This window comes from Kineococcus sp. DHX-1, from assembly GCF_042473625.1.
Taxonomy (GTDB): Bacteria; Actinomycetota; Actinomycetes; order Actinomycetales; family Kineococcaceae; genus Kineococcus.
This window is the reverse complement of sequence record NZ_CP170445.1, coordinates 4,651,512-4,666,027: the sequence shown is the minus strand read 5'-3', so window position 1 is coordinate 4,666,027 and position 14,516 is coordinate 4,651,512. Positions and strand designations below refer to the sequence as shown.

At 75.8% G+C, this 14,516-nt stretch carries 15 protein-coding genes; 7 read left to right on the top strand and 8 right to left on the bottom strand.

Annotated elements, in window-relative coordinates; translation table 11 throughout:
* Positions 1–161 precede the first annotated feature (161 nt).
* Positions 162–542, top strand: a complete 381-nt coding sequence (locus ACFEMC_RS22610) for a hypothetical protein (protein ID WP_380172115.1) — start codon at positions 162–164, stop codon at positions 540–542.
* A gap of 2 nt (positions 543–544) precedes the next feature.
* On the opposite strand, the gene ACFEMC_RS22605 is transcribed toward ACFEMC_RS22610, so the two are convergent.
* From ACFEMC_RS22605 to ACFEMC_RS22590, 4 genes are all read right to left on the bottom strand, one after another.
* Entirely contained in the window at positions 545–1,981 is a 1,437-nt protein-coding gene (locus ACFEMC_RS22605) for a PepSY-associated TM helix domain-containing protein (RefSeq protein ID WP_380172113.1), read from the bottom strand.
* Positions 1,982–2,126: 145 nt separating this feature from the next.
* Positions 2,127–2,777 (bottom strand): hypothetical protein, encoded by a 651-nt coding sequence (locus tag ACFEMC_RS22600; RefSeq protein WP_380172111.1) that lies wholly within the window; start codon positions 2,775–2,777, stop codon positions 2,127–2,129.
* Between the two features lie 28 nt (positions 2,778–2,805).
* Positions 2,806–4,101 carry a diguanylate cyclase domain-containing protein gene (locus tag ACFEMC_RS22595; protein WP_380172109.1) on the bottom strand — a complete coding sequence of 432 codons (1,296 nt, stop codon included), beginning with the start codon at positions 4,099–4,101 and terminating at the stop codon, positions 2,806–2,808.
* Between the two features lie 89 nt (positions 4,102–4,190).
* The gene (locus ACFEMC_RS22590; RefSeq protein WP_380172107.1) at positions 4,191–4,769 is read right to left on the bottom strand and encodes a TetR/AcrR family transcriptional regulator; all 579 of its coding nucleotides are present in this window, start codon (positions 4,767–4,769) and stop codon (positions 4,191–4,193) included.
* A gap of 80 nt (positions 4,770–4,849) precedes the next feature.
* Between ACFEMC_RS22590 and ACFEMC_RS22585 the strand changes: the two genes are divergently transcribed.
* Together ACFEMC_RS22585 and ACFEMC_RS22580 are read left to right on the top strand one after the other, a co-directional pair.
* The gene (locus ACFEMC_RS22585; RefSeq protein WP_380172105.1) at positions 4,850–6,427 is read left to right on the top strand and encodes an MFS transporter; all 1,578 of its coding nucleotides are present in this window, start codon (positions 4,850–4,852) and stop codon (positions 6,425–6,427) included.
* A 37-nt stretch (positions 6,428–6,464) separates the two neighbouring features.
* On the top strand, positions 6,465–6,890 hold the full coding sequence (locus ACFEMC_RS22580; RefSeq protein WP_380172103.1) for a ChaB family protein: 426 nt from the start codon (positions 6,465–6,467) through the stop codon (positions 6,888–6,890).
* A 6-nt stretch (positions 6,891–6,896) separates the two neighbouring features.
* Here the strand turns inward: ACFEMC_RS22580 and ACFEMC_RS22575 are convergent, their stop codons facing one another.
* Positions 6,897–7,346: a DUF1801 domain-containing protein gene (locus ACFEMC_RS22575; RefSeq protein ID WP_380172101.1), complete on the bottom strand. Its 450-nt coding sequence runs from the start codon at positions 7,344–7,346 to the stop codon at positions 6,897–6,899.
* Between the two features lie 102 nt (positions 7,347–7,448).
* Positions 7,449–8,042: a hypothetical protein gene (locus ACFEMC_RS22570; RefSeq protein ID WP_380172099.1), complete on the bottom strand. Its 594-nt coding sequence runs from the start codon at positions 8,040–8,042 to the stop codon at positions 7,449–7,451.
* Positions 8,043–8,061: 19 nt separating this feature from the next.
* Between ACFEMC_RS22570 and ACFEMC_RS22565 the strand changes: the two genes are divergently transcribed.
* On the top strand, positions 8,062–8,688 hold the full coding sequence (locus ACFEMC_RS22565; protein WP_380172097.1) for a hypothetical protein: 627 nt from the start codon (positions 8,062–8,064) through the stop codon (positions 8,686–8,688).
* A 123-nt stretch (positions 8,689–8,811) separates the two neighbouring features.
* On the top strand, positions 8,812–9,462 hold the full coding sequence (locus ACFEMC_RS22560; protein ID WP_380172095.1) for a PilZ domain-containing protein: 651 nt from the start codon (positions 8,812–8,814) through the stop codon (positions 9,460–9,462).
* 111 nt (positions 9,463–9,573) lie between these two features.
* On the opposite strand, the gene ACFEMC_RS22555 is transcribed toward ACFEMC_RS22560, so the two are convergent.
* Positions 9,574–10,602 (bottom strand): DUF5666 domain-containing protein, encoded by a 1,029-nt coding sequence (locus ACFEMC_RS22555; RefSeq protein WP_380172093.1) that lies wholly within the window; start codon positions 10,600–10,602, stop codon positions 9,574–9,576.
* A gap of 181 nt (positions 10,603–10,783) precedes the next feature.
* On the opposite strand from ACFEMC_RS22555, the gene ACFEMC_RS22550 reads away from it, so the two are divergent.
* Positions 10,784–11,482, top strand: coding sequence for a response regulator transcription factor (locus ACFEMC_RS22550; protein WP_380172091.1), 699 nt, complete (start codon positions 10,784–10,786; stop codon positions 11,480–11,482).
* A gap of 3 nt (positions 11,483–11,485) precedes the next feature.
* Positions 11,486–12,853: an ATP-binding protein gene (locus ACFEMC_RS22545; RefSeq protein WP_380172090.1), complete on the top strand. Its 1,368-nt coding sequence runs from the start codon at positions 11,486–11,488 to the stop codon at positions 12,851–12,853.
* A 121-nt stretch (positions 12,854–12,974) separates the two neighbouring features.
* Here the strand turns inward: ACFEMC_RS22545 and ACFEMC_RS22540 are convergent, their stop codons facing one another.
* Positions 12,975–14,501, bottom strand: a complete 1,527-nt coding sequence (locus ACFEMC_RS22540) for a CCA tRNA nucleotidyltransferase (protein ID WP_380172088.1) — start codon at positions 14,499–14,501, stop codon at positions 12,975–12,977.
* Between the last annotated feature and the right edge of the window lie 15 nt (positions 14,502–14,516).

Here is a 14,516-nt window from a genome sequence, read left to right as displayed (position 1 = left end):
CCCGGTGCAGGCAGCGGTCCGCCCGGGGCGACGCCCGCCGCGGGCGCACCGAGGGGGCCGGGGCACGCGCCAGAGTGCCGGGGTGCAGCGGCAGCGGACCTGGCTCCGGGCGGTGGCCGCCGGGGCGGTGGGCACCGCCGTCGTCGCGGCGTGGCGGGTGGGTGGCCGACCGCGCCACCCGGCCGTTCACCGGGGTGGCGACGACCGCCGCCGGTGCCGGCCTGGCTGTCGTCCTCACCAGCCTCCGGGACCCGTGGGTCGTGGTGGACGGCGCGTACGCCGCGCTCGGCGGCGCGGCCTGGCTGCTCCCCGTCGGCTGGTGGCCGCTGCGGGACGGCGAACCGGACGCGCGTCGGCCGCTGGGGGGCGCCCCGCTCGCACTGCCGCCCGCGGCCCCCCTGGCCGCCGCGCCCCTGGCCGCGTCCGACAGCCTCGGACTCGTGGTCTGGGCGGTGCTGACCGTCGCCGGGGCGCTGACCTGCCTGGCCGGGGTGGGGGCGGTGGCCGTCGTCCGGTCCACCCGCGCCCCCCGGACCGGCTGACGTCAGGACACCGTGCGCCCCCGCCGCAGGACTCCCGTCGCGACGTCCAGCACGAGGAACGCCACCAACGACACCCCGAGCAGCGGCACCGCCCACCCGACGACCGCGGTGACGAGCACGACGGCGACCAGCACCGGGCGCGACAGCTGCCGCCAGGCACCGCGGGGGGCGGGCGGCCCGACGGCGAGGCGCCGGGCCGGGTCCGGGCGGCGCTGCCACCACATGCGGTAGCCCCACACGACGACTGCGGTCAGCCCCAGGCCCAGCGCGAGCAGCACGAGCTGGTTGCCGAGCCCGAAGGACCCGGTGTGCAGGTCGATGCCCCAGCGGGCCAGCTTGGCCATGAGCGGGTAGTCCTCGAAGCGGACGACGTCCACCACCTGCGCGTCGAGCGCCCCCGAGCTCGTGGTCGTGAGGGTGATCGCGGCGGAGTCGACCTGGGTGTGCAGGCCGCGGTCGACCTCGTCGACCTTCCACGCCGCACCCGGCGCGACCGGGGCCTTGACCTCGATCTTGCCGGCCGTCAGCCCGGCGACGCGGGCTGTCGCCAGGACCTGCGCGAAGGCGTCGGGGGTGGTCGCCACGGCGGCCCCAGCGGAACTGGCTGCGGCATGACCCTGGTGGTCTGCGTGTCCCTGGTGCCCCGTCGCACTCGTGTCCACGACGGGCGTCTGCCAGGACAGCGCACTGCGCAGCGCCGTGACCCGCTCCCCCGCGTACGTGGACCAGGTCAGGCCCGTCGCCGAGAGCCCCAGGAGACCGACCGCGAGCCACGTCCCGACGACGGCGTGCAGGGTCCGCGTCCGCGCGCGGCTGCCCCGCACCGTCGGACGCTGGACACGGCGCGCCCCCACCCGCCGGGCGGCGTACAGGCCGAGACCGGACAGCGCCAGCACCCACAGCCAGGACGCGGCGAGCTCGCTGTAGAGCCGGCCCGGTTCCCCGAGGTGCAGGTTGCGGTGCAGCTGGTCGACCCACGTCCGCAGCGGCAGGATGCCGCTGGTGCCGTAGACCGTGAGCTCGCCGCGCACGCGACCGGTGCCGGGGTCGACGAAGACGGCCCGGCGCTCGGACTCGCCCAGCGAGGGGTCGGCGAACAGGACACGGGTGGTGTCGGACGGGGTGGGCGCGGGCCGGACGGCCACCGGTTCGCCACCGCCGCGGGCGTCGACCGCGGCCCGGACCTGGTCGGCCAGGGAGACCTGCGTCGCCGACGGGACGACGTGCAGCTGGTGCCGGTGGACGGCGTCCTCGAGCTGCGGGGTGGCAGCGTACAGCGTGCCGCTGACGGCGGCGACGAGCAGGAACGGGGCGACGAGGACCCCGGCGCAGAAGTGCAGGCGGAGCACGAGTGGGCGCAGCGCCGCCCACGGGGAGGGCCGGGGCGGGGTGGGCGGGACGGTCGAGGGGGCAGGGGTCAGCAGGTCGTCGGCAGGCACGAGGGGTCCTCACGGGTGGTGCCCGCGGGCGCGGCGCGGTCACGCCCCCGACGCGTGGTCGTGGGGCGACGGGGCGGGGCCCGGCGGGATGGTCGAGGTGGGCGGCGGGGTCGCCGCCGAGCGACGGGTCGGTGACCGGTCGAGCTCAGCGGGCGGCGGCGACCGGCGGACCGCGCCGCGGCAGGACCCGGGCGAGGACGGCCTCGTGGACCGGCCGGTGCTCCCCGTCCGCGGACGCGCGAGCGAGCCGCACCGCGACGACGGTGCAGCGGACCGACAGGGCCACGACCAGCGGCACGAGCCAGGCCCAGAGGCGCCACAGGGCGCGCTCCCCGCCGGCCAGGGCGACGGCGGTGAGGAGGGTGGCGACGACGTGGGAGGCGAGCATCGGGGTCAGGACCACCGGACCGAGGTCCACGCCGACCGCCAGGCCGGACGCCCCGGCGGACCCCTCTGGGAGGACCGCGAGGAGGGCCACCGGGTGCCCGTGGCCGGGCGTCGCCATCGGCATCGCGGTGGCGTCGACGGGCCCGCGGGCCGCGTCGAGGGCCATGAAGACGTGGTGCAGGACGAACTGGCCCGCGCCGAGCAGGGCGAGCAACGCGGCCGTCGTGAGCTGCCGGCGGGTGGCGACGTGCGCGACGAGGGCGACGGCGACGACCGCGGCACCGGCGGCCGGTCCGGACGGCACGTGCCCGCCCCCGGCGACGTGGGCGAGCACCGCCAGGGCGAGGACGACGACCGTCACGACCGCGGTGCGCAGCGCGCGCACGCCTCCGGTCGCGGGTCCGTCCACGGAGTCAGCGTAGGGGAACGTCCGACGTCTACGACGCCGTGTCGGACGCACGGTCGGACGCACGGTCGGACGCACGACGTCGGGCACCGTCGCCCCCGCTCTTCTGGGCGGCGACGGCGTCCTCGACCCGCTGCAGGACCGACCGCACGCCCGTGTCGAAGGGCGACCGGCACTCCACCGGGGTGGCCCGGACGACCCCCACGGTGACGCCGACGGCCCGGTCGTCGGCGCGGCGGCCGCGCGCGGGCAGCGGCGCCGGCGGCGTCCACGCGCGGACGACGGCCGCGATGCGCTCGGCCTGCTCCTCGCCGGTGCCGGGCAGGACGACGGCGAACTCGTCGGCGCCCAGCCGGCCCGCGGTCGCGCTCGGCGGCAGGGCCGAGCGCAGGTGCGCGGCGAAGGCGATGAGCAGCGCGTCGCCGGCGGCCAGGCCGTAGGAGTCGTTGACGGCGCGGAAGCCGTCGAGGTCCGCGGCCAGCACGCAGACCGGTTCGTCGGCGTCGACGGCGGCACCGAGGGCGGCCGAGAGCCGCTCCTGCAGCAGGCTGCGCGCGGCGACACCCGTCAGCGCGTCGCGGTGCGTGGCCTTGGCCATCTGGGAGGCGCGGTCGCGCAGGGCGCGGGTGGCCGCGCGCAGGGACTGCTCCAGCTCCCGGACGGGGGTGACGTCGCGGCTGACGAGGACGGCGCCGGCGTACCCGCCGTGCCCGTCGAACAGCGCCGTGGCGGCGGACTCGACGACGAGGGAGCGTCCGGAAGCGGTCACCAGCTCCACCTCGACCCCGGACCAGGTGCGGCCCGCGACGAGCTCGCGGCGCACGGCGTCGAGGTACTCCTCGATCCCGTCGTCGTCGCGGCACAGCCCGCGGACGTGGCGGCCGACGAGGTCCGCGGCGCGGACGCCGTAGAGGCGCTCGGCCCCCTTGTTGAGCAGCTGGACGAGGCCCTGGGGGTCGACGGTGACGATCGCGTCCCCGACGTGCTCGAGGAGTCCCTCGAGCAGGCGGCGGCTCACGACGCCGACGTCACCGCGGCAGACGCGCACCGACGTGTGCCGCAGGTCGCCGTCGGACCAGAGGACGGCGGAGCCGCTGACGACCCGGCCGTCGGCGTCGCGGAGGTCGACGGGTCCGGTCTCCAGCGGGACCGTGGCGAACACCTCCTGCGGGTACCGGCCCAGGACGGCCACCGCGGGCACGCCGAGGACGGACTCGGCGGCGCGGTTCCAGGCGCAGAGGCGACCCGTCGGGTCCACCGACCACGTCGGGTCCGGGAAGCCGTCCAGGAACCGCGCCGTCGCGGTCTCCTGCGCGTCGAGCTGCACCGGCCCACCTCGTCCCTTCGCCACCTGCCGAACCACTCCCGAGGTGATCGGCGGCGACGGGCGCCGGGACGAGCGTCCGATCGGGTGGCTCAGGCGGACGGTGCGGCGTGGCGGCTCGACGCGACGAGGTGCCGGACCTGCTCGAGGATCTCCTCCAGGTCGGTGACGGGGATGCCCATGGATGCCGAACCCCACAGGCCGTCACCGATGAGCTGCACCATCCGGGCCAGGCCGCGGTCGCCGCCGAGCTGGTCCTCGATGAGCTCGCGCCAGCCGTCGTTGACGGCCGTGAAGACCTCGCTGGCCCGGGAGTCGCCCTCCTGGGCCAGGCGCAGCATCGCGACGAGCGCGGTGCTCAGCGGGTCCGGGTCGCTGCCGCCCGCGAGGGAGACGGCCTCCGTCGCCGACGTGCGCACGTAGTACTCCGCCGGGCCCTCCGGGGCGACCCGCATCTGCTCGAGGTCCTCGCGGGCGAAGCGCTCGAAGCGCGTGACGAGGCCGTCGACGAGGGCGTCCTTGGAGGCGAAGTGGTAGAGCAGCCCGCCCTTGGAGACGCCCGCCCGGGCGGCCACGGCCTCGAGCGTCGCCGACCGGGCGCCGGTGCTGACGACGATGCTCGCGAAGGCGTCGACGAGGCGGTCGCGGGTCGCGAGGGGGTCCCTGGGCACCGGCCGAGTTTATCGACTCGCCGACTGTACCGTCCGGACGGTACAGTGGCGTCGACGCCAACTCGACGAACCGAGGAACCGTGAACACCACGACCGCCCAGCCGGTCTCCCCCCGCCCCGCTCGCCCGAGCGCCCGCCAGTGGGCTGCCCTGGCCGTGCTCGTCCTGCCGGTGCTGATCATCTCGATCGACATGACGGTCCTCAGCTTCGCGCTGCCCGCGATCAGCGAGGCCGTCTCGCCCACCGGCACCCAGCTGCTCTGGATCGTCGACGGGTACTCCCTGGCGATCGCCGGCCTGCTCGTCACCATGGGCACGCTCGGCGATCGCCACGGCGCCCGCAAGCTCCTGCTCATCGGCTCCGCCGGCTTCGGCCTGGTGTCGCTGTTCGCCGCCTTCGCCGACTCCGCGACCGCGCTCATCGCCGCGCGCGTGGCCCTCGGGATCTTCGGCGCGACGCTCATGCCGTCCACGTTGTCGTTGCTGCGCAGCACGTTCACCGACCGGGAGCAGCGACGGACGGCCTTCGCCGTCTGGGCCGGCGGGTTCGCCGCCGGTGGCGCGCTCGGCCCGATCGTCGGCGGCTGGCTGCTCGAGCACTTCTGGTGGGGTTCGGTCTTCCTGCTCAACGTGCCGTTCATGGTGCTGCTGCTCGTCCTCGCACCGCTCGTCGTGCGCGAGCACCGCGGCGGCGGGGTGCACGGCCGTCTCGACGTCCTCAGCGTCGTCGTCTCCGTGCTGGCGCTGACGTCCCTCGTCTACGGCGTCAAGACGCTGGCCGAGCACGGCCTGGCCGCCGTGCCCGTCGCGACGTTCCTCGCCGGGATCGGCCTGGGCGTCCTGTTCGTGCGCCGCCAGCTCCACCTGTCCGAGCCGCTGCTCGACGTGGACCTGTTCCGCCTGCCCGTCTTCCGCTCCTCGGTGCTCGCCAACCTCATGAGCATCTGCGGGATGACCGGGATGCTCTTCGCCGTCTCGCAGTACCTGCAGCTCGTCCTGGGCCTGCGGCCGCTGGACGCGGGTCTGCTCCTGCTGCCGGGCGCCGTCGTGACCTTCGCCTCCGGGCTGATCGCCGCCCGGCTGGCCCGACGGCTGCGCCTGGACCTGCTCATCGCCACGGGTCTGCTGCTCGGGACCGCCGGGTACGCCGTCATGGCCCTGCTCGGCTCCGGGACGGGGACGGCCCAGGCCGTCCAGCTCGCCGTCGCCTTCGCCGTGCTGTGCGCGGGCGCCGGCCTGGCCGAGACGCTCACGAACGACGCGATCCTGTCCGCCGCCCCGCCGCACCGGACCGGCGCCGCTTCGGCCATCTCCGAGACGGCGTACGAGGTGGGGGCCGTGCTCGGGACCACCGTGCTCGGCAGCGTCCTCAACGCCGTCTACCGCCACCAGGTCGACGTGCCGGCGGGGGCCGAGGCCGCCCGCGAGACGCTCGGCGCGGCGGTCGAGGTGTCCCGGACCGTCCCCGGCGGCGAGGCGCTGCTCGCCTCGGCGCGCGAGGCCTTCACCCACGGCCTGGACGCCACGGCCGCGGCCGGGGCGGTCCTGACGGCGGCCGCGGCGCTCGTCGTCTGGCGCTCGCTGCGCCCCCGCACGCCCACCGCACCCGGCGCACCCCAGGCCGAGTCCCGGGATGTGGTCACGGCCGACCGGGCCTAGCGTCGGCGGCACCGGAACGGGACGTGAGGAGCGCGCGGTGCCGAAGACCTCCAAGTCGGGCAAGCCCTTGAAGAAGGAGCTGCCGAGCACGTTGCAGCGCTCGGACGAGAAGGCGCAGGCGACCTTCGCCAAGGCGCACGACTCGGCCGCGGCGGCCTACCACGACGACGCGCGCGCCAACCGCGTCGCGTGGGGGGCCGTCAAGCACACGCACGAGAAGGTCGGCGACCACTGGCAGCCCAAGGAGGACGGGCACAAGGGTCCCTCGGACCCGCAGTCCGAGGGCGGGGTCGACACCGACCGTCGCTCCTCCGGCGGCGTGGACGAGCACGCGACGAAGGAGCACCTGCTCCAGATCGCCCGCGAGCTCGACGTGACGGGCCGGTCCCGGATGACCAAGGCCGAGCTCGTCGGGGCCATCCGGAAGGCCAACGACAAGGCGACGCGGGACAGCCGGTCCTGACCGGGCTCAGGCCCGGGCGACGAGCGCGGCGATCCGCGCCCACGCCTCCTCGGTCGGTTCGCCGGTGAGCGCGTAGGACGTCGGCCACAGGCCCGATGCGTCGTCCAGCGCTGCTTCGCAGCTGAGGCCGAAGGTCGAGTACCGGAGCTTGTCCCCCTGCCCGCTGCGGAAGAAGCAGACGACCTTCCCGCCCCGGGCCCAGCCGGGCTGGCCGTAGTAGAGCTTCGGTGCCAGGTCCGGTGCGACCTCGGCCACGGTGCGGTGCAGGCGTTCGGCGAGGTCACGGTCACCGTCGGGCATCGCTGCGATCTTGGCGGCGACGTCGGCGGCGTCGGCGGCGGCCTTGTCCGCCGCCTTCGCCCGCTTGGCCTGCGTCCTCAGCTCGGTGGCACGGTCCTTGACGGCGGCGCGTTCCTGCGGGGACAGGCCGTCGCCTCCGGTCGTCCTCGACGTCATGGTGGCTCCTGTCGTCGCCGGTGGTGGCTCTGCGCACGCTAGGCCCGGCGGGAGGCGGGACGCTTCTCCGTTCCTGATCGTCAGGGGCCGTCCACCGGGGACTCAGTCCGTGGACCGCCTCAGCAGCGGCGCCGCACACCGGCGGTGCGCGCCCTCGACCTCCTCCTGCTGTCGACGGGCGCGGTCGGCCAGCCCGCGCACGCTCGCCGTCCCCTCGCCCCGCACCCCCTGCGCCGCGACGAGTTCGCCCAGCAGCCGTGCGGCCACCGCACGACGGTGCAGCCCGCCGAGGACGTCCTCCAGCGCGAGCAGGCCCTCCACCACGGCGGCGCGGGTCGGGTGCGTCGTCGGCAGCACGCCCGCGACCCGTTCCAGCACGGGCAGCCGGTGCAGCAGCGGCGTGATGCGTCCGGCGTGCGCAGAGAGCCAGCCGACGCCGACGACGGCCCAGTCGGTGCTCGCGCCCAGCCGGCGCATGGCTGTCCGGAGCGCGGCCCGGTCGGCCGCCACCTCCCGGCGCACCCGCACCAGCGTCGTCCGCTCGGCGGCGAGGACGTCGAGCGCGGCCGCTCGCCGCAACTGCTCGCTGAGAGCCGTCGCCGCAGCGAGCTGCTCGTTGAGGTAGGCGCGCAGGACGGGGTCCGCGTCGGGCACCGCCATGCGCCGTCCGGGGAGAAGGGCGGCGATCGTCGGCACGAGGAGGACGCTAACCCCCATGGAGTTCCTGCGCGCCCTGCCGGTCCTGCCCGTCCACGACCTCGACGCCGAGACCACCTTCTACGAGGCGCTGATGTTCCACGTGCAACATCGCGACGACGACTTCGCGGCGCTCGAGTCCGGCGGGGTGCTCTTCGGGCTGCGCCGGGTCCCGGCAGAGGTGCCGGCGCCGCCGGCCGGCCTGTCCTGGCAGCTGCAGGTCGACGACGTCGCCGAGGTGCTCGCGGCGGCCCGCGCCGGTGGGCTGTTCGTCCGGGAGACGCCGCACCAGCAGGACGGCGGGCAGTGGACCCTGCGCCTGGTCACCCCGGCCGGTTACGAGCTGCTCCTCGAGGGGCCCTCCTCGGGCACGACGGTTCTGGACCTGCGAGCCCTGGCGCTCTCGCTGCCGGACGTCGTCGAGCTCGTCGACGAGGGACGGACCGGGTTCCGACGGATGGGTGGTGCGTGGCTCGCCCGGGTGGCCGGTGACCACGCCGAACTCCACACCGGCGCGGGCCCCGACGCGATCACCGCGGTGGACCTGCGGACCGTGACGCGCGACCACCTGGAGGAGCTGCTCCGCTCGGCCTGGGAGGAGAACCCGGGTCCGGTGCCGGACGTGGGGCCACTGCGCAGGGAGTGACGTGTGTGACAGCGGGTAGCCGTCGAGTGACGACGACCTGGGACGTTCCGGTGGAACGCGCACCTCTAGTCACGTAGCGTGTTCAAGCGATCACACGATCGGTGGGACACCAGGGGGAGAGCGATGGACGCGGTGCAGGGCGGCACGATCATGACCGAGGGACCCGCGGTCGACACGACGGTCACGCTCATGCCGACGACCGCCGCCGGCGCGGGCGTGTGGCACACGGGGACCGTCCGCTCGTGGACGGCCGGCGTCGCCGGCCTCGTCGTCACCAGCCACGTCGCCACGACGCCGGCCACGGTCGAAGAACTCGACGGCCAGCGCGTCTGGGTCAGCACCGACCCCGGCGACGGGTCCGCTGTCACCCCGCACGCCGTCTTCCAGGCCATCGCGCAGGCCCACCGCGACGACGAGCTCGCCCTCACGGGCGTCATGCTGCTCGCGTCGGAGACCCGACGCGGCGCCGTCCGTGTCCCCGGGTCCCTGCCCGCCCACCTCACGACCACCGAGGGCGTTGCGGACGTCCGCACCGTCGACTACTCCCGCACGGGCATGCGCATCGAGGGAGCCGCCGACGTGCCCGGCGGCGCCGACGTCGAGGTCGCCCTCGAACTGGCCGACGGCCAGGAGGTCCACGCCCGCGGCGAGGTCCTGCGCGTCGACGAGGAGTCCGGCGAGGCCGTGGTGCGCTTCGTCGAGCTCGAGGAGGGGGCGGCCGAGGCCCTCGAGCGCAGCGTCCTCACCGAACTGGCCCGGCAGAACCAGGGCTGAGCGAGGACCGCGCGCGCCACAGCACCCCCGGACCCGTTCGGTCCGGGGGTGCTGCGCGTTCGCGGCGGGCGGGCTCCCGCGGGGGACGGACCCCAGCCGCCGCGGCTCGGGTCAGCTGCCGCTGGTCGGCGCGCTGCCGCCCGTCGTCGGCGACGCGCTGCTGGTCGGCGGGGTCGGGGCGTCCTGGCCCGGCGTCGGGGCGCTGCCGTCGCCGGGCGCGGGCGCACCCTCGGGCGGCGTGGGCGCACCCTCACCGGGAGCCGGCGGCGTCGGCGCACCCGCCGGCGGCGCGGGCGGGGTCGGAGCACCCTGGCCCGGGGCGGGCGGCGTCGGGCCACCGGCCGGCGGGGCGGGCGGGGTGGGCGTGCCCACCTCGACCCGGGTGGCGGTGAAGGACCCGCCGTCCCCGACCTTCGTCCCCGCGGCGGCCTCGGCGTGCACGTGCTCGCCGACCGCGATGGAGGAGGCCTCGGCGGACTGACCGTCGCGCAGGACGGTGGCGCCGTCGACGTCCACGACCGTCGTCGCGCCGTCGGGGCCGGCGATGGTCAGCGAGCTGCCGTCGACGGCGGTGACGTTCCCGTCGGCGCGCAGCGGCTCCACCACCACGCGGGCGGCGGTCCGGCTGTCGGACGTCGAGGAGGAGGTCAGCTCGGCGTGGACGCGCTGGCCGACGGTGATGGCGCTGCGGTCGGCGGTCTGCTCGCCCTGGCCGGGGCCCTTGTCGAGCACGACGACGGTGTCGTCGGTGAGCGTGACGGTCGTGGTCTCGCCGCGCGGCGCGGTGAGGGTCAGGGTGTCGCCGTCCAGGGCGGTCACCGTCCCACCGGCGGGCGGGCCGACGCGGTCACCGGCACCGGGGCCACCGGGAGCACCGGGGGCGGGCGGCGCCGGCGCGTCCGTCCCGGGAGCGGGGGCCGCGCCGTCACCGGGGGCTGCGGGCGCGGAGGCGGACGGGCTGGTCGCGGTCCCGCTGGGGGTGCTGGGCGCGGTGGTGGCCGCGAAGGCGGCCGTGGTGGCGAGCCCACCGGCGGCCGTCGCCACGACGGCGCCGAGGACGAACCGGCGGATGCGGGCGCTGCGGCGAGCGGTGCCGTGCGCGGCGCGGTCGGTCGGGTCGGTGGGACGGGTGGTCGTCACGGTGTTCCTCCACAGGTCGGTCTTCGTGACTTGCTCACCGGGACCTCGTGGTCCGCGGTGAGGTCAAGACCACCGCCCGGAACTGAAGCGGACCTGAAGCGGGTGCGTTCCGCCGCAGTCCTTCAGGTCACCTTCAGGCTGCGCGTTGGTGCCGTCCCCTCGGCTCTGCGATGTTCTTCCGGTGCCCACCGCAGCCGTCCGGGTCCTCCTCGTCGAGGACGACCCGCTCATCGCCGAGTCCGTCACCGAGGCGCTCACCGACACCGGGATGGTCGTCCGCGCCCGCCCGGACGGCCGGGGCCTGGACGAGGTCGTCGAGCAGTTCCGCCCCGACATCGCCGTGCTGGACGTCATGCTCCCGGGCGAGGACGGCATGTCGCTGGCCCGGCGCGTGTGCGTGCCGCGGGACGTGCCCGTCGTCTTCGTGACGGCGCGCGACGACATCGACGACCGGCTCTCCGGCTTCGCGGCCGGCGCCGACGACTACGTCGTCAAGCCCTTCGCCGTCGAGGAGCTGCTCGTGCGGCTGCGGGCGGTGCTGCGCCGGTCCGGTCGCACGCCCCAGGTCGTCGAGGTGGACGACCTCGTCGTCGACGAGTCCGCCTCCGTCGCCCTGCGCGGCGGTGCGCAACTGGACCTCACGGCGACGGAGTTCCGGCTGCTGGCCCAGCTCGTCCGCTACCGCGGGCGGACCCTGTCCAAGCTGCAGCTGCTCACGCAGGTCTGGGGCTACGAGCACTACGACCAGAACCTCGTCGAGGTCCACGTCAGCGCCTTGCGGCGCAAGCTGGAGGAGCACGGGCCGCGGCTCGTGCACACCGTCCGCGGGCTCGGCTACGTCCTGCGCGCCGCGAGCGCGGGGACCGACCGGGACGGCTGAGTCGTGCGCACGGTCTCGCTGCGCCGCCGCGTGGTCGCCGTCGCGACGGCCGTCCTCGCGGCGCTGCTGCTCGTCGTCGGGATCTTCGTCGACGCCGACCTCGGGTCGCGCCTGCGTGACGACGCGCGGTCGCGGCTCGCCGGGCTGGCCGAGCTCGGCGTGCAGCTCGACGGCACCGTCGACGACCAGACGCTCGTCAACCGGCTCGCCACGGCGGGGGCGGACGCCCGGTTGACGACCGACGACGGGACCGTCGTCGGCACCCCCGGTCCCGCGGACGGTCCCGGGCCCCCCGGACCCGCCGGCGGTCCGGCGGCGGGCCCGAAGGCGGCCGTCGTCCAGGACGGTGAGCTGCTCCGGACCAGCCGGGCCCTCGGGGACGACCGGGTCCTCGTCCTGACGACGTCCCTGCGGCCGGTCGAGGACGCGCTCGCGCAGTTCCGCCGGTCGATGCTGCTGGGGGCGCTGGCGGGTCTGGCCCTCGCCGTCGTCGCGCTGTGGTTGCTGCTCGGACGCGCCCTCGCGCCCCTGGACACCATGACGTCCACGGCCCGCTCCATCGCCCGGGGCGACCGCGGCCGGCGCCTGGACCCCGACCGCCCGGACACCGAGCTGGGCCGCACCGCGGCCGCCTTCGACGACATGCTCGACTCCCTCGAAGGCGCCGAGGAGCGGGCCACGCGGTCGCGGGACCGGTTGCAGCGCTTCCTGTCCGACGTCGCCCACGACCTGCGGACGCCGCTGGCCGCGGTCATCACGGCGGCCGAGCGGCTGCTGCTCGACACCGGCGACGGGCCCCACCGGCGCGACCGTGAGGAGGCCGCCGTCCGCATCGTGCGCGAGGCCCGGCGCGCCGCGCAGCTCGTGACCGACCTGCTGTCGGCCTCCCGGCTGGAGGAGCTGCACCCCCGCGCCGTGCACGCCGACCTCGCCTCACTCGTCCGGGCTGCCGTCGACGAGGCCGGCCACCTGGGGCAGGGCGTGACGCTGCGGACGGCCGCCGTCGATGTGGTCGCCGACCCCGACCACGTCCGCCGCATCCTCGTGAACCTGCTGTCCAACGCCCGCCGCGCCGCCCCCGCCGGACCCGTCGTGGTCACGGTCGACCGGCTGGCGGGGCAGGGTCGCGTCGTGGTCGCCGACGGTGGCCCCGGCATCGCCCCGGCCGACCGCGAACGCGTCTTCGACCGCCTCGTGCGCCTCGATCCGGCCCGCGCGGGCGACGGCGGGGCGGGGCTCGGGCTGTCGATCTCCCGCGGCCTGGCCCGCGCGGCGGGCGGGGAACTGCGGTGCGCCGACCCCGGGGAGGCGGACCTGCCGCCCGCACTGCCCGGCGGAGCGCTCCTCGTCCTCACGGTCCCCGCGGGGTGAGTGCCCCGTCACCGACCCGCGTGGAAAACACTCTTTCCGCCCCTCCGGACCGGTCCAGAGGGGCGGAAAGAGTGTTTTCCACGCGGGACCAGGACCGGCCGGCGACACGGGGTGAGGGGTGTCAGCTCTCCCGCGACTCCGGCTGCTCGGCCCACCACGCGCGGAGCTCGCGCTCGGCCTCCTCCGCGCCCAGCGGCCCGCGGTCCATCCGCAGCGCGAGCAGGTGCTGGTAGGCGCGGCCGACGACACGGGACGGGCCGATCCCCAGCAGCTGCATGACCTGGTTCCCGTCGAGGTCGGGGCGGATGGAGTCCAGTTCCTCCTGCTCCCGCAGCCGGGCGATGCGCGCCTCGAGGTCGTCGTAGGCGTCCGACAGCCGCTTGGCCTTCCGGGCGTTGCGCGTCGTGCAGTCGCTGCGCGTGAGCCGGTGCAGGCGTTCGAGCAGCGGCCCCGCGTCGGTGACGTAGCGGCGGACGGCCGAGTCCGTCCACTCCCCGTCGCCGTAGCCGTGGAAGCGCAGGTGCAGCTCGGTGAGCCGCGCGACGGCCTTGATCGTGTCGTTGTCGAAGCGCAGCGCCTTGAGCCGCTTCGCGACCATCTTCGCGCCGACGACCTCGTGGTGGTGGAAGCTCACGCCCCCGCCCTCCTCGAAGCGGCGGGTGCGGGGCTTGCCGACGTCGTGGAGCAGGGCGGCCATGCGCAGCAGCAGGTCCGGCCCCGGGACGGGACCCCCCTCGAGGTCGATGGCCCGCTCCAGGACGGTGAGGGAGTGCTCGTAGACGTCCTTGTGGCGGTGGTGCTCGTCGATCTCCAGCTGCAGCGCCGGCAGCTCGGGCAGGACGTGCGCGGCCAGGCCTGTGTCGACGAGCAGCCGCAGCCCGGCGACGGGGTAGGCCGCGAGCAGCGTCTTCTCCAGCTCCACCCGCACGCGCTCGGCCGAGACGATGGTGATGCGGTCGGCCATCGCGGTCATCGCGGCCGTCACCTCCGGGGCCACCCGCAGCCGCAGCTGGGCGGCGAACCGGGCCGCGCGCATCATCCGCAGCGGGTCGTCTGAGAACGACTGCTCCGGCGTTCCCGGGGTGCGCAGGACGCCCGCGGCGAGGTCGGTGAGGCCGTCGTGCGGGTCGACGAAGTCCATCGACGGCAGCTGCAGCGCCATCGCGTTGACGGTGAAGTCGCGCCGCGACAGGTCGCCGACGAGGTCGTCGCCGTAGGCCACCTCGGGCTTGCGCGAGGACGGGTCGTAGCTCTCGGACCGGTACGTCGTCACCTCGACGACGAGGTCGCGCTTGCGCGCCCCGATGGTCCCGAACTCCTTGCCGATGTCCCAGGACGCGTCGCCCCAGGCCCCCAGCAGCCGCGCGGTGTCGTCGGGACGGGCGTCCGTCGTGAAGTCGAGGTCGGTCGAGCGGCGGCCCAGGAGGGCGTCGCGCACCGGCCCGCCGACGAGGGACAGCGCGAACCCGGCCCCCTCGAAGACGCGGCCGAGGTCGACCAGCAGCGCCATCACGGGCTCGAGCGCGGCGACCGCACGGCCCTTCGCCTCGTCCTTGGCCGACTCCAGGACCGACTCCAGGGCGGCGGCCCGACCGTCGGTCCGGGGGGTGGGGGACTCCTCGTGCAGCACGGGGTCCAAGCCTGCCATGAGTCGACAGCTGCG

Excerpts from the sequence above, each read along its gene's own strand:
- ACFEMC_RS22560 (WP_380172095.1), top strand. The coding sequence starts at position 8,812 with ATGGACGCGGTGCAGGGCGGCACGATCATGACCGAGGGACCCGCGGTC.
- ACFEMC_RS22540 (WP_380172088.1), bottom strand. The coding sequence starts at position 14,501 with ATGGCAGGCTTGGACCCCGTGCTGCACGAGGAGTCCCCCACCCCCCGG.
- ACFEMC_RS22565 (WP_380172097.1), top strand. The coding sequence starts at position 8,062 with ATGGAGTTCCTGCGCGCCCTGCCGGTCCTGCCCGTCCACGACCTCGAC.
- ACFEMC_RS22575 (WP_380172101.1), bottom strand. The coding sequence starts at position 7,346 with ATGACGTCGAGGACGACCGGAGGCGACGGCCTGTCCCCGCAGGAACGC.